At 58.4% G+C, this 23,119-nt stretch carries 20 protein-coding genes; 18 read left to right on the top strand and 2 right to left on the bottom strand.

The features are described 5' to 3' along the window. The first annotated feature begins 43 nt into the window (after window positions 1–43). The 7 genes from CUC55_RS14350 to CUC55_RS14320 all read left to right on the top strand — a co-directional run bounded on the left by CUC55_RS14350 (window position 44) and on the right by CUC55_RS14320 (window position 10,403). Window positions 44–1,021: an AraC-like ligand-binding domain-containing protein gene (locus tag CUC55_RS14350; RefSeq protein ID WP_067646668.1), complete on the top strand. Its 978-nt coding sequence runs from the start codon at window positions 44–46 to the stop codon at window positions 1,019–1,021. A gap of 101 nt (window positions 1,022–1,122) precedes the next feature. Further along, on the top strand, window positions 1,123–3,150 hold the full coding sequence (locus tag CUC55_RS14345; protein WP_103088298.1) for a hydantoinase/oxoprolinase family protein: 2,028 nt from the start codon (window positions 1,123–1,125) through the stop codon (window positions 3,148–3,150). A 3-nt stretch (window positions 3,151–3,153) separates the two neighbouring features. Beyond that, entirely contained in the window at window positions 3,154–5,121 is a 1,968-nt protein-coding gene (locus tag CUC55_RS14340; RefSeq protein WP_103088297.1) for a hydantoinase B/oxoprolinase family protein, read from the top strand. A gap of 170 nt (window positions 5,122–5,291) precedes the next feature. Beyond that, window positions 5,292–6,146, top strand: coding sequence for an FAD binding domain-containing protein (locus CUC55_RS14335; protein ID WP_067646659.1), 855 nt, complete (start codon window positions 5,292–5,294; stop codon window positions 6,144–6,146). Beyond that, the gene (locus CUC55_RS14330; protein WP_067646656.1) at window positions 6,143–6,616 is read left to right on the top strand and encodes a (2Fe-2S)-binding protein; all 474 of its coding nucleotides are present in this window, start codon (window positions 6,143–6,145) and stop codon (window positions 6,614–6,616) included. The genes CUC55_RS14335 and CUC55_RS14330 overlap by 4 nt, the downstream gene beginning before the upstream one ends. Continuing rightward, window positions 6,609–8,957 (top strand): xanthine dehydrogenase family protein molybdopterin-binding subunit, encoded by a 2,349-nt coding sequence (locus CUC55_RS14325; protein WP_103088296.1) that lies wholly within the window; start codon window positions 6,609–6,611, stop codon window positions 8,955–8,957. The genes CUC55_RS14330 and CUC55_RS14325 overlap by 8 nt, the downstream gene beginning before the upstream one ends. Before the next feature lie 63 nt (window positions 8,958–9,020). Beyond that, entirely contained in the window at window positions 9,021–10,403 is a 1,383-nt protein-coding gene (locus CUC55_RS14320; RefSeq protein WP_103088295.1) for an aspartate aminotransferase family protein, read from the top strand. Window positions 10,404–10,424: 21 nt separating this feature from the next. Here the strand turns inward: CUC55_RS14320 and CUC55_RS14315 are convergent, their stop codons facing one another. Beyond that, window positions 10,425–11,330 (bottom strand): LysR family transcriptional regulator, encoded by a 906-nt coding sequence (locus CUC55_RS14315; protein WP_067646643.1) that lies wholly within the window; start codon window positions 11,328–11,330, stop codon window positions 10,425–10,427. Window positions 11,331–11,467: 137 nt separating this feature from the next. Between CUC55_RS14315 and CUC55_RS14310 the strand changes: the two genes are divergently transcribed. The 10 genes from CUC55_RS14310 (at window position 11,468) to CUC55_RS14265 (ending at window position 20,674) form a co-directional block, all read left to right on the top strand. After that, window positions 11,468–12,190, top strand: coding sequence for a LamB/YcsF family protein (locus tag CUC55_RS14310; protein WP_103088294.1), 723 nt, complete (start codon window positions 11,468–11,470; stop codon window positions 12,188–12,190). A gap of 73 nt (window positions 12,191–12,263) precedes the next feature. Continuing rightward, window positions 12,264–12,497 (top strand): acetyl-CoA carboxylase, encoded by a 234-nt coding sequence (locus CUC55_RS14305; RefSeq protein ID WP_067646637.1) that lies wholly within the window; start codon window positions 12,264–12,266, stop codon window positions 12,495–12,497. After that, on the top strand, window positions 12,497–13,861 hold the full coding sequence (locus CUC55_RS14300) for an acetyl-CoA carboxylase biotin carboxylase subunit (protein ID WP_103088293.1): 1,365 nt from the start codon (window positions 12,497–12,499) through the stop codon (window positions 13,859–13,861). The genes CUC55_RS14305 and CUC55_RS14300 overlap by 1 nt, the downstream gene beginning before the upstream one ends. Window positions 13,862–13,873: 12 nt before the next feature. Beyond that, window positions 13,874–14,749 (top strand): 5-oxoprolinase subunit B family protein, encoded by an 876-nt coding sequence (locus tag CUC55_RS14295; protein ID WP_067646631.1) that lies wholly within the window; start codon window positions 13,874–13,876, stop codon window positions 14,747–14,749. Beyond that, window positions 14,739–15,710 (top strand): 5-oxoprolinase subunit C family protein, encoded by a 972-nt coding sequence (locus tag CUC55_RS14290; RefSeq protein WP_067646628.1) that lies wholly within the window; start codon window positions 14,739–14,741, stop codon window positions 15,708–15,710. The genes CUC55_RS14295 and CUC55_RS14290 overlap by 11 nt, the downstream gene beginning before the upstream one ends. A gap of 252 nt (window positions 15,711–15,962) precedes the next feature. Beyond that, the gene (locus CUC55_RS14285; RefSeq protein WP_067646625.1) at window positions 15,963–16,715 is read left to right on the top strand and encodes an ABC transporter ATP-binding protein; all 753 of its coding nucleotides are present in this window, start codon (window positions 15,963–15,965) and stop codon (window positions 16,713–16,715) included. Beyond that, window positions 16,712–17,446: an ABC transporter ATP-binding protein gene (locus CUC55_RS14280; RefSeq protein WP_103088292.1), complete on the top strand. Its 735-nt coding sequence runs from the start codon at window positions 16,712–16,714 to the stop codon at window positions 17,444–17,446. The genes CUC55_RS14285 and CUC55_RS14280 overlap by 4 nt, the downstream gene beginning before the upstream one ends. Further along, a complete protein-coding gene (locus CUC55_RS14275) occupies window positions 17,376–18,353 on the top strand; it encodes a branched-chain amino acid ABC transporter permease (RefSeq protein WP_425352842.1) in 978 nt (325 codons plus the stop codon). The genes CUC55_RS14280 and CUC55_RS14275 overlap by 71 nt, the downstream gene beginning before the upstream one ends. 4 nt (window positions 18,354–18,357) lie before the next feature. Beyond that, window positions 18,358–19,440, top strand: coding sequence for a branched-chain amino acid ABC transporter permease (locus tag CUC55_RS14270; protein WP_067646616.1), 1,083 nt, complete (start codon window positions 18,358–18,360; stop codon window positions 19,438–19,440). Window positions 19,441–19,480: 40 nt separating this feature from the next. After that, the gene (locus CUC55_RS14265) at window positions 19,481–20,674 is read left to right on the top strand and encodes an ABC transporter substrate-binding protein (RefSeq protein WP_103088290.1); all 1,194 of its coding nucleotides are present in this window, start codon (window positions 19,481–19,483) and stop codon (window positions 20,672–20,674) included. Between the two features lie 84 nt (window positions 20,675–20,758). Here CUC55_RS14265 and CUC55_RS14260 read toward each other — a convergent pair whose 3' ends face one another. Further along, window positions 20,759–21,691: an AraC family transcriptional regulator gene (locus CUC55_RS14260; RefSeq protein ID WP_425352850.1), complete on the bottom strand. Its 933-nt coding sequence runs from the start codon at window positions 21,689–21,691 to the stop codon at window positions 20,759–20,761. Window positions 21,692–21,733: 42 nt separating this feature from the next. On the opposite strand from CUC55_RS14260, the gene CUC55_RS14255 reads away from it, so the two are divergent. Beyond that, window positions 21,734–23,041: an MFS transporter gene (locus CUC55_RS14255; RefSeq protein ID WP_425352841.1), complete on the top strand. Its 1,308-nt coding sequence runs from the start codon at window positions 21,734–21,736 to the stop codon at window positions 23,039–23,041. Window positions 23,042–23,119 lie beyond the last annotated feature (78 nt).

Raw genomic sequence — 23,119 nt, 5'->3', positions numbered from 1 at the left:
TAAAAGGAACCGGAAANGCCGGACCACAGGGGAATATCGAAGAATGAGATACGTCGTCGATAATGTCGGCGGTCTTGCTGGAGGTGATGCCTGGCAGGCCGCAGTGACAGAAACATACTTTCCGCTGGATACGGAGTATCGTAGTCGGCGGGAATTCACCGGACAACTGGAAACCTGGTCTCTTGGTCTCGTGGGTGTTTCGCGGATGCAGTGTGACGGCGTGCGTTATCGCCGACATCGCCGTCATTTTCTCAACGAGAGCGATGCAAGCCTTCTGGTTTCCATTCCAGAACTCAGCGAAATCAACTTTTCGCAAGGTTCGCGCAGCGTCAAATGCGATCCTGGCGGGTTTTTGCTGGAACGCGGTGATGCGCCCTATGAATTCTGGCATGGGCGGCCCAATGCTCTGTGGGTGCTGAAAGTGCCATCCGCCAGTGTCCGCTCGCGCATCGGCTCGACCGACAGGTTCAGTGCCTTAAGCTTCGATGGCACGAGCGGCGTTGCCGCGCTGTTTCTCGATACCGTGCGCACCACAATCGGGCATGTCGCCGATCTCAGCGAGGCGGCACGAGAAATGACTGGCAGGCACATTCTCGAAATGCTTTGTCTGTCTATCGTCAGTGACGACCGGGTTCTGGACAGCAGCATTTCCTCCATACGGGCGGGGCACCTGCACCGCGCCGAGCAATATATCCGCGACAATATCAAGAGCCGATCGCTAGGGCCGCAGGCCGTTGCGGATGCTGGCGGAATATCATTGCGCTATCTGCAAGGCCTGTTTCAGGAAAGCAGCAAGTCGATCAATGGCTTCATCCGTGATAGCCGCCTCGACCACTGCGCTGAAGACTTGATGTCGGTAACCCATACCGCGACAATCGCCGAGATCGCCTATCGTTGGGGATTTGCTGACCAGTCGCAGTTCTGCCGACACTACCGGACCAGATTTGGATGTTCGCCAAGCGACACGCGTCGAGAGGCAGTGCTGCGAGCGCGATCATTCGCGGATATGCAGCGACACTGACGCGGTAGAAACACTCCTCCCAAGAAAATGTCGACCTCGGCCACAAGCATGTGTGGCCGGGCAGGGAAACTGCGGCCTCAAACAGCCTTAAGGACACGAGTATGACAAAGACGAGAGTTGCCGTGGATGTCGGCGGAACCTTTACCGATATCTGCATCATGGATGAGGATACCGGTGCGATCCGTATCGAGAAAACCGGCTCGACGCCTGACGATCCGATGCGCGCCATTCTGAACGGTGTGGAGCAGGCCGGCATTGACCTGTCCGAGGTCACGATGTTTTCTCATGGCACAACGGTCGCAACGAATGCGTTGATCACACGCCGCCTGCCGCGGGCTGCCATGGTGTGCACCGAAGGATTTCGTGATGTTGTTGAAATCCGGCGGGCCAACAAGGAAGACCTCTGGGACACCTACAAGGATGTCGCGAAGCCCTATATTCCACGTCGTGATCGCCTGACCGTGCGCGAACGTGTGGACGCAGAGGGTGTGATTTTGGAGGTGCTGAATGAAGAGGACGCCATTCGCGTGGCCGAAATCCTCAAGAAGCGTGAGGTGAAGTCGGTCGCTGTCTGCTTCATGAACTCCTACGTTAACGGCGCCAATGAGCGGCGCATGCGTGATATTCTGAAACAGGTCATGCCGGATATTCCGGTCTCGGTTTCTTCCGAAGTGATGCCGGAAATTTTCGAGCATGAGCGCTTTTCCACGACGATGGCGAATGCCGTCTGTGCGCCGGTGGTTGTCGATTACGTGTCGCGCCTCAGCGATAAGCTAGCGGCGGGCGGGTACCGCCGCGATCTGCTGCTTCTACACTCAGGCGGCGGCGTGATGACGCCCGCAAGCGTCAAGGAGTTTTCCGCCCGCCTTGCGGGTTCCGGCATTGCCGCTGGGGCCATCGCCAGTCGTTTCATCGGCAATCTCTGCGGTTTTCCCAACTCCATCGGCTTCGATATGGGCGGCACGAGCACGGATGTTTCGTTGGCATGGAACGGCCAGTCGCGCATCACCAAGGATTGGTACATTGAATATGGATATCCGATCCGCTTTCCATCGATCGAGGTTCTGACGATTGGTGCCGGTGGTGGATCTCTGGCTTGGCAGGACGAAGGCGGCTCGCTGCGCAACGGCCNTCAGTCTGCCGGAGCCCATCCGGGCCCCGCCTGCTATCGTAACGGTAATCCCGTTGCTACGAACACGGACGCCAATGTGGTGCTGGGGCGGCTGGGTAGCAGCCTTGCTGGCGGCAAGATCACACTTGACCCGGCCCTTGCGGCGAAGGCCGTTCAGGAAACGGTTGCGACACCCTTCGGCATGAGCCTTCACAAAGCTGCCGAAGCCATCATTGCCGTGGCCAACGCCAATATGGCCAATGCCGTTCGTCTTCTGTCCGTCAGCCGGGGTTACGACCNGCGCGATTTTGCCCTTGTTGCCTTCGGTGGCGCTGGCGCGTTGCATGGGGCAGCGGTTGCCAGAGAGCTTTCCATTCCAACCGTTATCGTTCCACCCAATCCTGGCGTCACCTCTGCCCTCGGCTGCCTGCTGGTGGATGTGCAGCATGATTTTTCCGAAAGCTTCATGGCGGACGCCTCCGCAGTTTCGCCAGATGAGATGGAAGCGGCGTTCCAGCGCATGGAAATGCAGGCGACCGAGCGGCTGTCTCACGAAGGTATCGCGCCCGGCGACATGGCACTGCAGCGCACGGTGGAGATGATGTATCAGGGCCAATGGCGCTCGCTTGCCGTCAACGCACCGCCCAAAATCGATAGCATCGGCGCGCTGATCGAGGCATTCCATGCAGAGCATGAGCGGGAGTTCAACTACCGCCGCGACGAAGCGCCGGTATCGGTCTTTCGCATCGCCATCAAGGCCGCCGGTATCGTGCCCAAGGCTGATTTGCCGAAATACGAGGTGAGGGATCATACACCGGAGCCGATCGCCCGCCGTGCAGTCTGGTTCGATGGCGTATCCCATGAAGCAGCGATCTATCAGCGTGAAATTCTCGAGGCAGGCGCAATGTTCGTTGGCCCCGCCATAGTCGAACAATTTGATTCCACCACGGTCGTCCCACCAGGCATGAGCGCGAGGGTTGACGCTTTCCTGAACATTCTGATCGGAACGAAAGGCTGAGAAATGACCAAATTTGCGGAAACGGAAAACGGCCTCGATCCTGTTACCTTCGAGGTTTTGAAGAACTCATTCATTACCACCGTCGATCAGATGGCCGAGCAGATGCTACGCACCTGCTATTCCTTCGTCATCTATAACAGGGACTTCTCCAACGCGCTGCACGATGCTGACGGCAACTCCGTTGCGCAGGGCAATTACGACATCGCTGTCCATGTCGGCACCCTGCACAACACCTGCAAAGAGGTGATCCGCGTTTTTGAAGGCGATATGGCTCCCGGCGATGTCTACGCGATCAACGACCCCTATGCGGGTGGTACGCATTTCAGTGACGTGCGGCTGGTGCGGCCCATCTTCGATGAAGACAAGCTGATCGGCTTTGCGCAATCCAACGGCCACTGGTCCGATCTTGGTGGCTCTGTCCCCGGATCGTTCGATGTAACGGCGCGAGACATGTTTCGCGAGGGATTGCGGATCACGCCGGTACGGCTGTTCCGCCAGGGACGCTTCTGCTCTGATGTGGCCAACATGATTGCCGCCAACACCCGCGACCCTGCCTCCATCATCGGCGACATTCACTCGCAGGCGCAGGCAACGCAGGCGGCGGAGCGCGAACTGTTGCGACTGACGAAGAAATACGGTCGCGACAAGGTCACGCGCGGCATGGAAGAGGTGCAGGACTATGTCGAGCGGGCGGTGCGTAAACGTTTGGCCGAATTGCCAGACGGAACGTGGGAAACCGTCGACTATATAGATCGCGATCTGGGTGCCGGGGAAGGCATGATTCCAATCCGCATCAAGATGACGATCAAGGGCGATGCGGTTCATTACGATTTCACCGGCAGTCACGCCACAATCGCCTCCATGTACAACTCCGCTCCCGGCGCGACCTTCTCAGCGGTGGTTGCGGGCATGAAGACGTTCTTTCCCGATCTTCCCCTCAATAGTGGTTTTTACCGAATGATCCGGGTAACGGCGCCGAAGAACAGCGTCGTCAGTGCTGAATGGCCAGTTGCCGTGACCGGCTTCCTCATGCCGTTCGAAANGATCATGAACGCCATTTTCGAGATGTGGTCGCAGATCATGCCGGAACGCGCCATCGCCTGCGCATTCAACCTTGAATATCTGCTGGCCGGTGGCCGGGATGCGCGCAAGCCTGAAAAGCCGATCTTCATGTTTTATGAGTGGCTGCCGGGCGGTTGGGGCGGTCGCAACGGTAAGGATGGCGCTGACGTGACGACGGCATGTTTCGGAACCGGGTTGATGTCTCAGCCCAATGAAGGCAACGAGCGCGTCAATCCGACCCGCACCACTGAGTTCCAGATCAAGCGGGATTCTGCCGGTCCGGGCAAATGGCGCGGTGGCGTCGGTGTGCAAAAANCGTCTCTGTTACTGGAGGCAGAAGGCGCGGTCATGTCCTATATCTGCGACCGCGAAAGGGCCGTTGTCTGGGGTGTGGAAGGCGGACTTCCCTCCATGCCACACGGCCTGACCATCCGCCGCGCCGGTGAGGATGCCGACACGTGGCTCGGTTCCGTGTTTNCCGATTATCCCGTGTTTACCGGTGATGAATTTGCTCGGCCGACAGCAGGCGGCGGTGGGTTTGGAGATCCGCTGGAGCGCGATCCCGTCCACGTGATGGAAGATGTGATTGACGATTACGTGTCGATCGAGCGTGCGAAAGTCGATTACGGTGTGGTTGTAAAGGCTATCGATCCCGATCTTTGCAAATATGAGATCGACCCGTCTGCGACACAGGCTGCACGCGCCGAAATAAGAGCAAACCGCAAGGACTGGGCGCGGATGGATCCGCATACGGTATCCGCGCGATACAAAGCCGGAGAGATCAATTCCCTCGATGCAGTGCGCCGTTTTGCCGTCATTCTGGATTGGGAAAGCGGCGAGGTGCTGGAAAAAACCACCGCCCAGTTCCGCGAGAGCTTCGAAAAGCGCAGCGTTGCTCACTGGGCGTAATCGCCCTCACACCGGGCGTTGCTGTGACTGCATTGCCCGGCGTTGAGCAGCGATCAAGCGCTATCTGATTTATCGATATGACTTTCAAGAAACAACTATTTCACATGGGGTTCCGGCTGGGACACTATGCTGTAACGCCGCAAAAGATGGCATCTGAGGGNTCCTGAACGATGTTCGATAATCTGGAGCGGTCTTTGACCGTTGCCGGCACTATCGAGGAAGCGCTTGCCGCAAAAAGGCAGGGCGCTGCGATTTTGGCCGGTGGTACGTGGTTGATGCGTGATCCGCGTAGAGGCGTTGACCTGCCGCAAGCGCTGGTCTCGCTACACGCAATTGCAGGTCTTAAGGCAATCTACATATCCGACGACACGATCACCATTGGTGCAGCGGTCACGCATGAGGCGCTTGGGCAGGCGCTGCTCGGTCTTGCCGGATTTGAAGCCGTTGCTCTTGCTGCATCGAGTTCCGCCAATCCTGCCATTCGCCGCGTGGCGACGCTTGGCGGTAATCTCTGTACGCCGGGTTTTGCAGCCGCAGACCTTCTGCCCGCACTCCTCGCTGTTGATGCCATCGTTGAGTTGCGTGCTACCCAAGCACCTTTGCGCATGCCGCTTGCGTGTTTTCTTGCGAATAGGGAGCAGGTGCTGGCAGACGCGATCCTTACGAGCGTTATTATTTCCCGCGATATCATCGCCAGCGCCCATGTGAGGCTGCCGCTGCGCCGTGCTGGAGATTATCCGGTTGCGATCGTGTCATGCGCCCTGTCGAGCAAGGGACAGATACAGATCGCGGTCGGTTCTGTGGAGGAGGTTGCGCGGCGCTGGACCAAGCTCGAAGAAGCATTTTCCCGTGAACCCGGCGGGCGTCCGGCAAGCGCGCAGATAGCGGCCTCTCTGGCTGAGACGTGCAACGATTTCGAAGGGCGAAACGGTATCGAAGCGGATGGCTGGTATCGCCGTCAGGTGCTGCCGACGCTGGTCCGCCGCGGCCTAGAAGCTTTGTCGCACAAGGAGGATGCCAGATGACGGTGACGCTTCGCATCAACGGCTCCATCTGTCGTTTCAATGGTGATCCGATGACGCCTCTGGTCAATGTACTGCGCCACGAGCGTTTCTTGACCGGCACCAAAGCTGTCTGCCGCGAAGGCTTTTGCGGTGCCTGCACCGTGCATGTCGATGGAGAAGCGGTTATGTCCTGCCTTCGCCCAGTTGGCCTGCTGGAGGGGGCGAGCGTCACCTCAATCGAGGCGATGTCGAGCGGTGACGGGCCATTGCATCCGCTTCAGGCGGCGTTCGAAGCCGCTGACGCCGTTCAGTGTGGCATGTGTTTTCCCGGCATGGTCATGAGCCTCTCGCATTTTCTGCGAGATCATCCCGATGCCTGCCGTGCCGATGTCAAAGCGGCGATGGTGGGCAATATCTGTCGTTGCACCGGCTACGAGCGGATCATCGATGCCGTCATGGATGTTATCGCTGGAGTGCGCGCCCATGGTTGAGGTTTCCACGACTGTCATGGACCTTCCGCGCCGCGACGCCCGCGACAAGCTGCGTGGGCGCACCTGTTATACCAACGACCGCGCCCGTCCCGATATGCTGCATGCGGTTTTGTTGCGCTCCAATGTTCCCTCCGGTCGCATCATCAGGCTCGACGTGTCCACTGCGCTTGAATGCCCCGGCGTGCTGGCCATTGCGACAGCTGCGGATGCTCCGGGAAACTATGGTATCGGTATTGCCGATCATCCGCTTTTCGCCGTTGATATGATCCGCTACAACGGCGAACCCATCGCCGCCATCGCTGCCGAAACAGAGGCGGATGCGCGGGCCGCCCTCAAGGCTATCATTATCGAGATTGAACCACTCGAGCCCGTCCTGACCATGGCCGAAGCGCTTGAGCCCGACGCTCGGCTGGTGCACGAAAACTGGCGTGACTATGAGGTTTTGACGGAGGGCGGTGCGCGTTCTCGAAACACTGCCTGGGAAGCAAAGTCAGTGCGGGGTGATGTCGATGCCGCCTTTGCACGCGATGACGTGACCATCGTCGAAAGCAGCTTTTCGGTCGGCAGACAAAGCCATTTGCCGTTCGAGCCGCGTGTTGCGATTGGTAGCTGGGAGGATGGGCGCGCGCATATCCAGACGTCGACGCAGGTGCCCTGGACCGTGCGCAATGTCACCGGGCGCGTCATGCAACTGCCGCCGGGGCGTGTTCGCGTCACCGTGCCACCAGTGGGCGGAGCCTTCGGTCTGAAATTCGATGCCTCCATTGAGCCGATCACGGCATTGCTGGCCCGCATGACGGGACGCGGCGTCATTCTGGAAAATACCCGGCAGGAGGAAATGGCGACCTGCCTGTGCCGGGAAAACGCGGAGATAACCATTCGGTCGGCGGTAACGGTTGATGGTGAGATCGTCGGGCGCGAGGCAGTGGTCCTGATGGATTGCGGCGCCTATGGCGGTGAGCAAGTTTTCCTCACGACGATGACCTCGCACACCCTGGGCGGTAGTTATCGGCTGGGTGCTGTCAGGCTTGTCAGCCGCGCGATCTACACCAACACGCCTCCAAACGGCGCATTCAGGGCCTGTAACGGCGTCTATAACGGCTTTGCGCTGGAGCGTCACACTGACGAAATTTGTGCGGCAATCGGCATGGACGCAATAGAGTTTCGTAAACGAAACGTTCTGGNCGATGGCGATCTTGGGCCAACGGGTCAGATATTTGAAGGCGATGTGCTGAGCCCGATGCTGGAGCGCATGGATGCGCTGCGAACAAAAACCGGCACCGCCGAGGGCAAGGCCGATGGCCGCCTTTATGGCCGCGCTACGACGGTCGGGACGTGGTTCATCTTCGTTGGCCCGTCTGCCGCTACTATCAACATGAACGCAGATGGCAGCGCTACGTTGGTGACATCAGGTGTGGAGATCGGCTCCGGCACGATGATGCAATCCTTGCCGCAGATCGTGGCGGGCCAATTGGGGTTGAAGCCGGATCAGGTGGTGGTGAAGGAAGCCGATACGGATGCGGCAGGCCTGGACGCCGGTGTCGGTGGCGGGCGAACAACAGTCTCTATTGGCGCGGCCAGCATGGGCGCATCCGCTGAGGTCAAAGAGAAACTGTTACGATCTGCAGGCGAGATGTTGCAGACGCCACCGGGGAGCCTCGTGCTGCGTGAAGGCAGGGTGGAAATCGATGGTCGTCCGGGATCTGGCGTCACCATCCCGGCGGTCGTGGCCCACGCGCAAGCAACGACGGGGCCGATCACCGGCACCGGCAGCTTCACAGCCAAGAACACGCCTGCCATGACCGGTTGCGCGATGGGGCATTTCATCGAAGCGCTCGATATTCCGGTCTTTGTTGTACACGAGGCGGAAGTGGCTGTTGATCCCGATACCGGACATGTTGAGGTGCTCGCCTATCGCGTCGTGCAGGATGTCGGGCGCGCGCTCAACCCACGCGCCATTATGGGACAGGTTCAGGGCGGCGTGGTTCAGGGACTGGGTTATGCCTTGCACGAGGAGGTGACGATAACCGATGACGGACGCATCGCGCAGGATGGTTTCGAGACCTACCGCGTGCCGCTGGCGCAGGATGTCGTTCCCGTAGTTGCCGATCTTTACGAAGGTGCGCCATCCATCGGGCCGCTCGGCACGAAAGGGGCAGGGGAAGTTCCTATTCTCGCTGTCGGTTCGGCGATTGCCTGCGCTGTTTCACGTGCCATCGGCAAACCAGTCTCACGCTTGCCGCTCACGCCACCGCGGGTTTTACGCCTGCTCCATGATCTGGAACCATCGTCTTCGCATCCGCATATCGCGCCCGCGTGGGTGGATAATACATTGCGCTGAAGCGCTCTCCAAAAACCAAATGAACGACATTGCTGCACAATCACTCCAGCCTATGGGACTGACATGAACATCCTCTCCAACTCCCTTGCCGCCGCCGACATCGCCTCCACCATGCACCCCAATACCAATCTGCGCCAACACGAACGTACGGGTCCGCTGGTCATCGAACGGGGGNAGGGCATCCGCGTCTATGATGATCGTGGCAAGGAATATATCGAGGGGCTTGCAGGTCTGTGGTCGGTGGCGGTGGGTTTCTCAGAGCCGCGTCTTGCTGAGGCCGCCTACAAGCAGATGCTGAAGCTGCCCTATTACCACACGTTCTCGTCCAAATCGCATGAGCCCTCCATCCGCTTGGCGGAAAAGCTCGTGGAGATGACGCCTGCAAATATCAACCGTGCGTTCTTCACCTCGTCAGGGTCTGAAGCCAACGACACGATCGTGAAGATGGCGTGGTATATGAACAATGCTCTGGGGCGTCCCAACAAGAAGAAATTCCTGTCGCGCATCAAGGGATATCACGGCATCACCGTCGCATCGGGAAGCCTGACCGGTCTGCCCATCAACCACCGGGACTTCGATCTGCCGGTTATTCCGGTACATCATCTGACATGCCCGCATTTCTATCGCTTCGGTGCCGAGGGCGAAGATGAGGCGGCATTTACGGCGCGGTTGCTGGTCGAACTGGAAACCGTCATTGCAACCGAAGGCGCAGATACGATTGCCGCCTTTATCGGCGAGCCGCTGATGGCAGCCGGCGGTGTCCTGCCGCCGCCAGCTGGCTATTGGGAGGGCGTCGAGCGGATTTGCCGTGCCAATGACATTCTGATCGTTTCGGATGAAGTGATCTGCGGCTTCGGTCGCTTGGGCACGCCATTCGGTTGCCAGAAGTTCGGTTTCACGCCTGATATCATGACGCTTTCAAAGCAGATTACCTCCTCCTACATGCCGTTTGCGGCTGTGATGTTCTCTGATGCGATCTATCAGGCGATTGCCGATAACTCGGAGAAGATCGGCGCTTTCGGGCATGGCTTTACGGCATCTGGCCATCCGGTGGCTTCGGCTGTTGCGCTGGAAAACCTCGCTATCATTGAGGAGCGTGACCTGATGGGCAATGCCGCACGGCTCGAAGCACAGTTTCAGGCTGGCCTGCGTTCCTTTGCGGACCACCCGCTTGTCGGCGAGGCGCGGGGCACGGGACTGATTGGCGCGGTGGAACTGGTAGCGAACAAACAAACCCGCAAGCCCTTCGAGAAAATCGGCAAGGCGGGTGCGATTGCATCGACGATCGGCCATGAGGAAGGCCTTATCTTCCGGGCCATTGGCGATCAATTGGCTCTTTGCCCGCCGTTGATCATCACCTCTGATGAGGTGGACGAAATCATGGTCCGCATGGGGCGCACTCTGGACCGTTTGACGGGCGCCATTGCCGACGAAGGGCTCGTGTAACGCGATCTTCGCGTCCAACCTTCAGCCTCCGCCGCCCATGGTCACGGACATGAAAGCCCGGAAGGTTGCAGCCGCGGCGACAAGGGGGCGGGCTCTTGCCCAGGCGAAGCCGACGTCCATGCTCGGAATGGGCTCGGCCAGCCGCTTGAGTTCGATGCGCTGTCCCTCAAGTGACCAAGGGCGGTAGACCATATCCGAGAGTATGGTCACGCCCACACCTGCTGCAACAAGTGAGCGGACAGCTTCGACGGAGCTGGTTGTCAGTACCGTGCGTGGCGTGAGTCCTGCCAGATCCCAGTATCGTCCGGCGGTTTCGTTCGCTTCATCGACGGTCAGCATGACATAGTCTTCCTGCGCGATATCGGCCAGACTGATGTCGTTGCGCAAAAGCAGGTGGTGATCTGCCGAGAGCCAGAGGCGTCGACTGGATCGCATCAGGACTTCTTGTTCCAGTTCTTTTGTGTTGCCAAGGTTCGACACCAACATCAGCGCTATATCGATGTCGCCGCAGGCTAACTGCCGCTCAAGCTCCGCGCGGGGCAGTTCCTTCAACTCGACAGCGATTTGCGGATAGGTCTTTCGAAACCGCGCATAATATTTAGACATGAAATATCCAGTGACGGTATAGGTCATTCCAAGTGTTAGTTTGCCAGCGTAACCTTCACGCTCACGCAATGGACTGTGCACTGCGGCAGCGACAGCGCCGGTGATAATGCGGGCGTGTTCCAGAAAGCGCGAGCCCTCCATCGTAAGGCGTACTCCGGCATGGGTGCGCTCCAGCAGCTTGACGCCGAGCTCGTCTTCAAGCGCTTTGATGGCCGCTGTCACGGCTGATTGTGAGATATTGAGATTAACGGCTGCATGACTGACTTGGCCGCTTTCAGCCGACGCTATAAAATAGTTAAGCTGTTTCAACGTGATGCTCATAAAAGTTCACCCTCTGAATAATTATCTTTTTTTTNGATAATACATTAAAAAANTTACTATTTCACAAGAGCAAAATCCTCAGACAAGATTTGTGCAACGCCGCAAAGACGGCAGCATACACAAGGGGAATTTCGATCATGAGCGTCACGCTAAACTGTGACATGGGGGAGAGCTTTGGCCTCTACCGACTGGGCGACGATGCTGGCTTGATGCCGCTTATCAATGTCGCCAACGTTGCCTGCGGCTTCCATGCATCCGATCCTGACCACATGCGCTCCACCGTTCGCCTTGCCAAGGAAAACGGCGTGAAGGTCGGTGCACATCCCTCTCTTCCCGATCTCCAAGGCTTCGGTCGTCGCGAGATGAAGATGAGCCGCGAGGAAATTGCCAATAGCGTCATCTATCAGGTCGGCGCACTGATGGGTTTCCTCAAGGCCGAGAATATGCCGCTTAACCACATCAAGCCGCATGGCAGCCTTTACGGAATGGCGGCGCGTCAGGAAGAAATTGCGCATGGCATCTGCGACGCTGCGGAAATTTTTGGCGTGCCTTTGTTTGGCATGACCAATACGCTGCATGAGAAAATCTATCAGCAGCGCGGCATTACTTTCATTCCGGAGTTCTATGCCGACCTTGAATATGCCCCCGGCGGTACGTTGATCGTGACCCGCGAACATGATGCTAAAGACCCCGACCTGATGGCTGAGCGCTGTGTGCGTGCGCTGAAGGAAANTAAGGGTACGGCAAACGACGGGAGTTTCTTCCCGGTCACGTGCGAGACCATATGCGTTCATTCCGATACGCCGAACGCCATCGACATTGCCAAGACCGTGCGCGAAGCCATAGCGCCCTGGCACTGAGATCGACAACCGCCTCAAACGGCGGTTTTATGCCTGCAGTCTTCTCGCATCGTCGGAACCGGAGAACCTTGCCATGACACAGATTCTTTCACCTCTTCCAGGAACGTTCTATCGCAGCGCAGCGCCAGGCCAGCCACCTCTGAAGGCAGATGGTGAAGACGTCGCCATCGGTGACGTGATCGGCCTCATTGAGGTGATGAAATCCTTTCACGAAGTCCGTTCAGAGGTTGCCGGCAGCAGCGTCGCCTTCCTCGTTGATAACGAAGATCCGGTGATGGCCGGTGCAGCGCTTGCGGAACTCAGCTGATGTTGAAAAANCTGCTGATCGCCAATCGCGGGGAAATTGCGGTGCGAATTATTCGTGCAGCGCAAGACCTCGGCATTGCGACCGTTGCCGTTTATTCCGCAGCCGATGCCGAAGCCCTGCATGTGCAACTTGCTGATGAAGCGGTGAATATTGGCCCTCCCGCCGCCAAAAAATCCTATCTCAATATCGAGGCCATTCTTGACGCGGCCCGCAGCACCGGGTGCGACAGCGTGCATCCCGGTTATGGATTCCTGGCGGAAANCGCTGCGTTTTCGGATGCCGTAACGGCGNCCGGCCTTGTCTTTGTAGGTCCATCGGGCAACGCGATCCGTCTTATGGGTGATAAGGTGTCGGCACGCGTTGCGGCAGCAGCAGCTGGTGTTCCCGTGGTTCCGGGTTCTGCCGGTCGCGTCGAGAGCATCGAGGCCGCGCGGGGTGTTTTGGAAGAGACCGGTTTTCCGGTGATGATCAAAGCCGCGGCCGGTGGCGGCGGGCGCGGCATCCGCATCGCCAACTCGGCTGCCGAATTTGAACAGGCCTATCCGCAGGCGCAGGCCGAAGCTTTGGCTGCGTTTGGTGATGGCGGCCTGTACATGGAAAAGGTCATCGGTCGGGCGCGTCACATCGAGGTGCAGGTTCTGGCCGATGGCCATGATGCAGTGCATTGTTATGAGCGGGAATGCTCGCTTCAGCGCAGACGCCAGAAGGTATGGGAAGAAGCTCCCTCCCGTGCACTGTCTGATGCCTTGCGCGAAGAGCTTTGCGCATCTGCAGTGGCGCTGGCAAAAGCCGTGTCATACTCTGGTGCGGGTACCGTCGAATATCTCTATGACGATGCGGCCGATCAGTTCTATTTCATCGAGATGAACACCCGTATTCAGGTCGAACATCCGGTAACGGAAGCCATTACCGGTATCGATCTGGTGGCAGAGATGCTGCGGATTGCGGGTGGGGAGCCGTTACGACTTGTGCAGGACGATATCAAGGTCAAGGGTCATGCCATCGAGGTGCGGCTGAATGCCGAGGACCCGGCCAAGGATTTCGCGCCGTTTCCGGGCAAGGTCGATAATCTTCGCATCCCCGGCGGGCCGGGCGTGCGGTTCGATTCCATGCTCTACAATGGCTACCAGATACCGCCCTTTTACGACTCGCTTCTGGCAAAGCTGATCGTGCATGCGGAAACACGCGAAGCTGCGATTGCACGCCTGAAAAGAGCCTTGAACGAACTTGAAATCACCGGAGTGAAAACCACCAAGCCGCTGTTTCTGGCGCTTGCCGCCGATCCGTCGGTGCAGGTGGGAGACGTGCACACGCGCTGGCTGGAAGGCTGGCTCACCGAAAACGCAGCGGCGCTCGCCGGCTGAAAAGGAGAAGCGATGTCGATACGATTCAATTTCGGCGGCGACGAACACATCTTCGGTGAAGTATCCGAAGACATGTCGCTGGCCTCGTTTTTCACCGGCCTATCGATGATCAATGCGGTGCGTGAGGCCAATATTCGCGGCGTGACCGAAACCTGCCCGGCCAATGCCAGCTTCCAGATTCGTTTCAACCCTGACATCATCTCCCCGCAGGACCTGCTGACAGAACTGAAATCCATGGAAGACGCGGCATCGAAATCCGATGCGGCACTGAAAACACGGATCATCGAGTTGCCGGTCTATTTCCAGGACCCATGGACGCATGAAACCGGCATGCGTTTTCGCGAGCGCCACCAGGACCCCAGCTCGACCGATCTGGAATATTCCGCACGCATCAACGGATACGGCACGGTCGAGGAATTCATTGCGGCCTATTCAGGCCAGCCATGGTTTGTCTCCATGGTCGGCTTCGTTGCCGGTCTGCCGTGGCTCTATCAGATGGTAGAACGCAAAAAGCAGATCGAAGCGCCGAAATATCTGCGCCCGCGCACGGATACGCCAAAACTGACGGTAGGGCATGGCGGCTGCTTTGCGGCGATCTATTCAGTACGCGGTGCCGGTGGTTATCAAATGTACGGGGTCACACCTGCTCCAATCTACGATCCGACCCGCAAGGTCCGTTATCTCACAGACGAAATGTGTCTGTTCAAGCCGGGTGATATCGTCAAATTCAAGTCGATCACCCGCGACGAATACGACGCAACGCTGGAGGAGATCGGGGCCAACAGATGGCAACCGACGGTGCGCGATTGCACCTTCAGCCTCACCAGTTTCAACAACGATATTTACGGCACCAACGCCCAACTGATGGAGCTTCTCCATGGCCGTTAAAGTCATCACGCCCGGCCTCGCCACCTCGGTTCAGGATCTCGGTCGCCCTGGTTATTACCATTCCGGCATTCCCGAAGGCGGCGGCATGGATCGATTTTCCACCCGTATCGCCAACCTTCTGGTGGGCAACGATCCCGGTGCTGCTGTCCTTGAAGTCACCTTCATGGGCCCAGAACTGGAATTCTCCAAGCCTTTGATCGTTGCAGTAACCGGTGGCGAACTGCCGCCGAAGGTCAATGGTGTAGAGCAGCCGACGTGGGAAAGCTTCGCCGTCCAGGCTGGGGATCGCCTGTCGTTCGGGTATCTGAAAGCCGGCGCGCGGGCCTATATCGCGATTTCTGGCGGTATCGATGTTCCGATCGTTCTTGGGTCACGCTCGACCTATGTGCTGGGTGCTTTGGGTGGTTTTGAAGGCCGTGTTCTTAAGGCAGGCGATGAGCTTCCTGTGGGCGAAGGTTCCGGCAAGGCCGGGCTTTCCCTTCCTTCCCATATGCGTGGTCTGGGTGCCATGCCCGCTGAACTCCGTATGCTGCCCGGTATTTACTGGCACCGCATAACGGAAGCTGCTGGAAAGCGGTTCTTCGAGGATACTTGGAAAGTGGCGCCGGAAGCTGACCGTATCGGGTATCGTTTCCGTGGTGGCACGCCGCTGGAATTCATGCCGCGCGTGCAGCCATTCGGTGCCGGTTCAGACCCGTCCAACATCGTTGATGCTTGCTATCCATATGGTTCAGTACAAGTGCCAAGCGGCACGGAACCGATCGTGTTGCACCGTGATGCGGTTTCTGGCGGCGGCTACATGATGCTGGGTGTTGTCATTTCTGCGGATATGGACCGTATTGCACAATTACAACCGCACACCCCAGCGCAGTTCGTGCCCGTTACGCTTGAGGAAGCGCTTGCTGCGCGGGCTGACCGAACGGCTGCCCTTGCGAAGGCAGAAGAATTCCTGACCGCCTGATGCGGATGTCTCCGGAAGAGGAACCGGAGATTTAAGGGGAGGGGTTGGCCAGCCGATGTTGGCTCTCCGCCGCGCCAGATAACAATATCCGNCGCGCGCAACGACAAGACGAAGCCGGTAAACGGCGTGAATTTGTTAGCCGAGCGATCCGCAGAGATTGCCGGAAGAATAAGGGGAACATCGCTGGAAACTTGAGGCCGTAACACGGCCCGCTCCAGCATGCCCTCTCCTGAAANCATAAGGAACAGGGGAATGGGTCAACTTAGCGCGGAAAACGTGTCCGTCGCCTTCGCGGGGCTTAAAGCACTGTCGTCGGTGACGCTGAACATAACGCCTGGACATATCAGCGGCTTGATCGGCCCCAATGGTGCCGGCAAGACGACGCTGGTCAATGTGCTGACGGGTTTTCAGGCTCCAACGGAAGGGGCCATCAATCTCGACGGCTCGTCGCTCAGCGGGCTCAAACCGCATATGGTACGCCGTCGTGGCGTCGCCAGAACCTTTCAGGGCGGTCGCCTGTTTCGGGATTTGGCCGTTATCGATAACCTCGAGGTAACAGGCGTGGGCCTCGGCATGAGCAGGCGAACCGCCGTTGCCGAAGCACAGGCCATGCTGGACTGGATGGGCATTGGTGCTCTCGGTTCGCGTATTGCCGGAACGCTGCCTTATACGGATGAGCGCCGTGTTGCCATTGGTCGCGCCCTCATTGGCCGCCCATCCTATATTCTTCTCGATGAACCCGCTGCCGGAATGAGCAGCCACGAAGCCTCCGACCTGTCGTCCCTCGTTCGGCGTATTGCCCGTGAACTGGGTTGTGGCGTTCTGATCATCGAGCACAATGTCGGCCTTGTGCTGGGGCTATGCGACCACATCGTTGTTCTGGATTCCGGGGCGGTCATCGAAGAGGGCACGCCCGCCGCCATCCGCGGCAGCGAGAAGGTGCGGCACGCGTATATGGGCACAACTGCCGACACGGATTTGCCCATTGTGGAGGCCCTGCAATGAGTATCCTTACGGTTTCCGACGTTGAGATACGCTACGGCAGACTGACTGCGGTGCGTGGCGTTTCTTTTTCGATGGATGAGGGCGAAATCCTTTTCATCACCGGCCCTAACGGAGCTGGAAAATCCTCGTTGATGCGGGCGATTGCGGGCGTGACCCCGGCAACTGCCGGGCGGATAGACTTCCAAGATCAAGATATCACCGGCAAAGCGCCGGAAGACATTGCACGCCTTGGCTTTTCCATGGTGCCCGAGGGTCGGGAGGTTTNCGGTTCACTGACCATCGAGGAAAACCTTCTGGTCGGCACAGGCATGCATGCGCGCGACCGTGGCTGGCGCGCCCGTGCCGCAATCGAGCTGGAAGCAGTCTACGAGACGTTCCCTATTCTAAAGGAACGTCGAAACGGGCAGGCGGGCCTCCTGTCCGGTGGCCAGCAGCAGATGCTGGTCATCGGCCGGGCCCTGATGACCAATCCACGGCTTATCGCCATCGATGAGCCATCGCTCGGTCTTGCCCCCAACATTACAGATCAGGTCTACGAACGGCTGATCGCCTTGCGTGCCGAGCGCCGGTTGACGCTGCTTGTCGTGGAGCAAAGCTCTGCCCGCGCCGTCATGGTCGGCGGGCGGATGATCCTTATGCGCGGCGGCGAGATCGTGCTGGATGGCGATGCCCGCACACTCGGCAACAGCGAGGCCATTCAGGCCGCCTATTTCGGTTACGAGGATCATTGAGATGTTACAGATCGTCTTCGACTCGCTGTCTCTCGGCTCCCTTTACGCGCTCGGTGCACTCGGCATCGCGCTAATCTTCGGCGTCATGCGGCTGGTGAACTTCGCCCATGGCGATGTTATCGCCTTTTGCATATTTGCGCTGTTGTGGCCTTCGACCGATGCGATGGCCATCGTCTTCGCCGGTCATCTGCCATGGTACCTGCTGGTGCCACTTGTCCTGATAACGGGGNCTGGGCTGTCGGTGCTGTGCGAAATCGTCGTGTTCCGCCGTTTTCGGCGGGCCAGCCCGGCAACGATGATGATTGCTTCCTTCGCGCTGGGCTTCGTGATCCGCTACTTCCTGCTGATGCTGTTTACCAGCCGACCGAAATCCATTTCGCTGTTGCCAATGCTGTCGCAGCCGGTCGAGATATTTGGCGCGCGGCTACCGCTTTTGCAATTGATCACCATCATCGCAACGGTGCTGATCCTCATCGGGCTTTCGCTCTTTCTGAGGCGCACCCGTTTCGGGCTGGAAATGCGCGCGGCTGCGGAAAACTTCTCCATGGCCCGTATGCTCGGTGTTCGCGCCAACCGCGTCATCATGGGTGCCTTTGCTTTATCCGGGGCCTTGGCCGGTGCAATCGCGCTGATCTTCGGCAGCCAGACGGGTACGGCCGATATTCAGATGGGAGCATCGATCATGCTGATGGCTTTCATCGCAACCGTCATCGGCGGGCTCGGCAGTCTGGCAGGCGCCGTTCTTGCCGGATTTCTGCTGGGGGCTGCGTCCGTCGTCATGCAGGTCGTGCTGCCGATTGATGCTCGGCCGTTTCGTGATGCCTTCGTTTATGGCGCTGTCATCCTCGTGCTTTTATTCCGACCGCAAGGCCTGATCGCCGCCCGCGGCACCAAGGAAAGGGTCTGACGACATGACCACAGCGACCATACCAGACCTACCCGTCGAACTGGCGTCTCCGAAGAAACCAGCACCTTTTTCGCTGGCGCGTCGCACCATGATAACGCCGATCCTGTTGTCGCTGCTGCTTCTGGCAATCGCGGTGCTGACGGTGATGACCGGGTCGAAGCCTTTCAATCAGGCCATGATCGATGTTTTCGTGCGTGTCACACTGGTCGTCGGTCTCTACATCTTCATCGGAAACTCCGGCGTCCTGAGCTTCGGCCATATCGGCTTCACCTGCCTCGGTGCCTATGCTGCCGCGTGGTTGACCATCAATCCGATCATGAAGAAAAGCGCTCTTCCGGGCCTGCCGCAGTGGTTGCTGGATACGCGATTGCCCTATTGGGAATCCGCAATATTGGCAGCGCTCTTTGCTGGTGTCGTGGCGCTCATTTTCGGCAAGGTGCTGATGCGGCTCTCCGGCATCGCCGCCTCGATTGCGACATTTGCCGTGCTTGCCATGATCAACACGGTCTATTCCAATTGGGAAGATGTCACCGGCGCGACGTCTTCGGTGGTCGGCATTCCCATCGTCAGAACCATCTGGCCTTATGTCGCAGCCGCTGTCATCGCCGTATTTATCGCCTGGGCGCACGCCATCTCCCGATCCGGCCTGGCACTTCGGGCCGCGCGTGACGAACCGACGGCCGCGGCAGCGTCGGGCGTCGATATTCCTAGAGAACGGCTGGTCGCCTTCACCATCTCCGGTGTGGTGATGGGGCTGGGCGGCGCCTTGATGGCGCATTCGATTGGTGTCGTCACGCCCGATACGTTCTATCTTGGCCTCACCTTCATCACGCTTTCGATGCTCGTCGTTGGTGGCATGAGCAGTCTGTCGGGCGCTGTCATCGGTGTGGTTCTTCTCTCTGCCCTCATTCAGGCACTTCGCATGCTTGAGGCCGGTGTCCCCGTTGGCGCTACGACCTTTGCCCTTCCCAAGGGGCTTCAGGAAATCGCCCTCGGCGTGATCATGATCGTGATTCTCGCGCTTCGTCCTGCCGGGTTGATAGGCAACCGCGAGATCACCTTGTTTCGTCGCAGTCGTAACAAATAGCCGGCGGAGAGGAAACCGCACGGCAATAAAGGAGAACGAAATGGCTTATATGACGAGAATACTGTCTGCGGTGCTGGCGACCGCCATGACCAGCTTACCCGCATGGGCAGACGACGATAAGATCGTCGTTGGTTTTGCCACCGGTGCTTCCGGTTTCATGGAAGCTTATGACAAACCGGCGCAGGATGCGGCGATGATCCGTATCGACGAGATAAATGCGGCTGGCGGCTTGCTCGGCAAAAAANTCGAGGTTGTCAGCGCCGATACGAAATCCGACCGTGCAGAGGGTGCAAAAGCCGGTTTGTCCGTCATCGACCAGGGTGCGGACCTCGTCGTGGTATCGTGCGACTATGACTTCGGCGCACCAGCGGCACTGGCGGCGGAAGATGCGGGACTTGTTTCATTCTTTCTCTGCGCAGAATCCGTGAAAGCGGGTATTCAGGGTGTCGGTCCGCACAGTTTCTCCGCATCGGTCCTGGCTGGCGTGCAGGGTGCGACGATGGCAGAATGGGCTTTCAACGAGAAGAAGGCCAAGACCTATTATCGCCTCCTCGATACCTGGACGGAATATAACAAGGGCATCTGCGACGGTTTCGACTGGATGATGCCGAAACTTGAGGCCAAGGGTGCTAAGCTCGTGGGCAAGGACACCTTCAAGAACGACGATGCCTCCATCGCGGCGCAGATCACCCGCATCAAGGCACTGCCTCAGGAGCCAGATGCCATCATGCTGTGCACGATGATGCCGGGTGCCGTATCGGCGATCAAGCAGATCCGCGCTGCCGGTATCAACTCGATGATCCTCAACGGTTCGGGCGTGGACGGAAGCTACTGGCTGTCGGCGGTGCCGGACCTCTCCAACTTCTTCACGCCGGTTCAGGGCTCGATATATGGTGACGATCCTAACCCGGACGTCCAGACATTCAATGCCGCCTACAAGAAGAAAACTGGCTCTGATCCATCCAGCCAGTATGTCTATCCCGGCTATTCCATGATTGATGTCTGGGCAAAAGCCGTAGAGCGTGCGGGGACCACCGACGCGGACGCCGTCGTTGCTGAACTCGAAAAGATGAAAGATGAGCCTACCCTGTTTGGACCGCGCACTTTCACCGCAGAACTGCACCATCAGAACAAGGCTCGCTATCTCATCGTTGAAACGAAAAACGGTAAGCCGGGTGTTGTCGGTAACTGGACAATCTCTGAAGCCGTCCCTCTGAGTGCGCTCGTCAAGTAGTACAATCTGAACTACCAAACGCCATGCGCTGCACAAGGCGCATGGCGTTTGCCGGTCTTGAGATATAAAACCAAAACCCTGCAGCTAACTGATTTGCGCGCTGGTTAATCGCTCGATAGTTCCTCGAGCGGTCAGTGAGCCCGGCGGGTGGCCGATGATGCGTTTGAAAGCGCGGCTGAAAGCGGCTTGGGAGCCGTAGCCGAGTTTGATTGCTGCTGTCTCTATCGGCATATGCTCCTTGCCGATCCATTGCGAGGCAAGGCGCATGCGTAACTCCGTGAGGTAGCGCAGTGGAGTAATGCCTGTGACCTCCAGAAAGCGTTCGGCGAAGACCGAGCGGGACGCACCCATCTGGCTGGCGAGTTCTGCAAGGGACCAGTCGTGGCCGGGATTGTTATGGATGGCCAGAATGACGCGACCAAGCCGAGGGTCACGCAGGGCCGCAATCCAGCCAGAAGAGTCTCCGCATCCGCATTCCACCCAAGCCCGCACGATAAAGGCCGCAACCACATCTGCCAGTCGGGCAAGAATGCCTGCGAAACCTGCTCGTTCCTGCCTGGTTTCCCGTTCCATTGCTTCCAGCATCGGCAGCAGTTCCGGGTAGCGGGTGATGAGCGTATCGACAAACATGACCTCTGGCATCAAGCCGACCAGCGGGTGCAACCCGCCCAGATCGAACTCCATACAGCCACTGAAAACCAGGACGCGTTGGTCGTTCGGCATGCCCGGATCGCAGGCTGTTACGTTCGTGACCGAGTTGCAAAGCGGCGCCGCATCAAGCGAGCGAATGTTCTGGCACGGTAAAGCCGGGCTTGAGACCAGCGAATGCGCGCCGCCGCGCGGCAAANGCACAGCGTCACCCGTCTTCATGGTATGAAGCGTGCCGGCCACCGTTCGCAGATAGACCGGTCCACGTGCTACAAAGTGAAACTGCGCACGTCCTTCCACCTCCCCAAAGCCCAGGCCAAACGGCGCGGTTGCTTCGATGCGGCGGTAATCCAGCCCGACGAGACGCATGCCCATCAGCAATTCACTGATGAGGTCAGGATCAGGCAAGGAATGTTTTTCGGACTTTCGATCAATCATGGCGGATTATTTGGCATAGATCGTCCGAAAAGTCCAGTTTATGTTAAGGCCATTCTCATCCTCCCAAAGGACCTGACTATGAACCCGACTTTTAATAGTGTTTCGACGGATGCGAGTCCGCAAGCGCCCAACTGGGGCGCCGTGACATCCATGGCACTTGGCGTTTTCGGACTTGTGACAGCAGAGTTTCTGCCCGCAAGCCTGCTGACGCCCATTGCTACCGAGCTTGGTATTACCGAAGGCGCCGCTGGCCAGGCGGTAACCGTCACTGCCGTTGTTGGCATGGTGGCGAGTTTGCTGATCACCTCTGTCGCACAACGTATCGACCGGCGGCATCTGATGATGTTCTTCTCGGCCTCGCTTGTGGTGTCCAACTTGATGGTAGCAGCCGCGCCGGGCATGACGGTGCTGTTGATCGGGCGTCTGTTGTTGGGTGTGGCTCTCGGCGGCTTCTGGGCTATGTCCACTGCCATTGTCATTCGGCTGGTTCCACCCGCGAGTATTCCACGCGCATTGTCGATGATATTTAGTGGCGTTTCGGCGGCAACCATCGTCGCTGCTCCCGTTGGCAGCTATGTGGGCGAGCTCGCGGGCTGGCGCTCGGTCTTTGTGTTGACAGCACTGCTGGGCGTCATTGCCTTTGTGATGCAGTTTCTGACCTTGCCAAAGCTTCCCCCATCTGGCTCGACCAGTCTGAAAACTCTGGGCGTGGTCCTCGCTCGACCTGGCATCGCACTTGGCCTAATCGCGGCAACGCTCGTTTTTGGTGGTCATTTCGCGTTCTTCACCTATTTGCGACCCTATCTCGAAGCGAACATTGGGGCTGGCATCGGCATGGTATCGGCTTTATTGCTTGGTTTNGGACTTGCCAATTTCGTTGGAACGTTGCTGGCGGGATCATTGATCAGCCGTAGCCTCAGATTTTCGCTCGCAGCCCTGCCGTTGCTGATGGCGCTCATCGCGCTGCTGCTCGTCACCACAGAGCCACCATTGCCGGTAGCGGCTGTCATGGTCGCCGTATGGGGTTTCCTGTTTGGAGCTGTTCCCGTGTCATGGTCCACCTGGCTGGCGCGCACGATTCCTGATGAGGCCGAGAGCGCAGGTGGCCTGCTCGTGGCGTCTATACAGTTCGCCATAGCCATGGGTGCTGCGGTTGGTGGCGTTATTTTCGATATGAACGGCGCTTTGAGCGTGTTCGGTACGAGCGGGTTGATCCTGGCCCTCGCTGCAATTGGCATCGTCGTGGGTGTGAAACCACAGCCGCGTATCAGTGTCGCCTGATAGAGCTTGCAGTATCTGAAAACAAAAATGCCGGGGTTGATGCCCCGGCTGTTTCGTTGGCCAAGCCGCTTCGGTCGT

This window comes from Agrobacterium bohemicum, assembly GCF_002896715.1.
GTDB classification, from domain to species: domain Bacteria; phylum Pseudomonadota; class Alphaproteobacteria; order Rhizobiales; family Rhizobiaceae; genus Agrobacterium; species Agrobacterium bohemicum.
The sequence above is the reverse complement of the archived record's forward strand: the minus strand, read 5'-3'. Positions and strand labels throughout refer to the sequence as shown.

Coding starts and splice junctions, on each gene's coding strand:
- CUC55_RS14270 (WP_067646616.1), top strand. CDS start 18,358: ATGACCACAGCGACCATACCAGACCTACCCGTCGAACTGGCGTCTCCG.
- CUC55_RS14330 (WP_067646656.1), top strand. CDS start 6,143: ATGACGGTGACGCTTCGCATCAACGGCTCCATCTGTCGTTTCAATGGT.
- CUC55_RS14295 (WP_067646631.1), top strand. CDS start 13,874: ATGTCGATACGATTCAATTTCGGCGGCGACGAACACATCTTCGGTGAA.
- CUC55_RS14315 (WP_067646643.1), bottom strand. CDS start 11,330: ATGAGCATCACGTTGAAACAGCTTAACTATTTTATAGCGTCGGCTGAA.
- CUC55_RS14335 (WP_067646659.1), top strand. CDS start 5,292: ATGTTCGATAATCTGGAGCGGTCTTTGACCGTTGCCGGCACTATCGAG.
- CUC55_RS14350 (WP_067646668.1), top strand. CDS start 44: ATGAGATACGTCGTCGATAATGTCGGCGGTCTTGCTGGAGGTGATGCC.
- CUC55_RS14305 (WP_067646637.1), top strand. CDS start 12,264: ATGACACAGATTCTTTCACCTCTTCCAGGAACGTTCTATCGCAGCGCA.
- CUC55_RS14285 (WP_067646625.1), top strand. CDS start 15,963: ATGGGTCAACTTAGCGCGGAAAACGTGTCCGTCGCCTTCGCGGGGCTT.
- CUC55_RS14290 (WP_067646628.1), top strand. CDS start 14,739: ATGGCCGTTAAAGTCATCACGCCCGGCCTCGCCACCTCGGTTCAGGAT.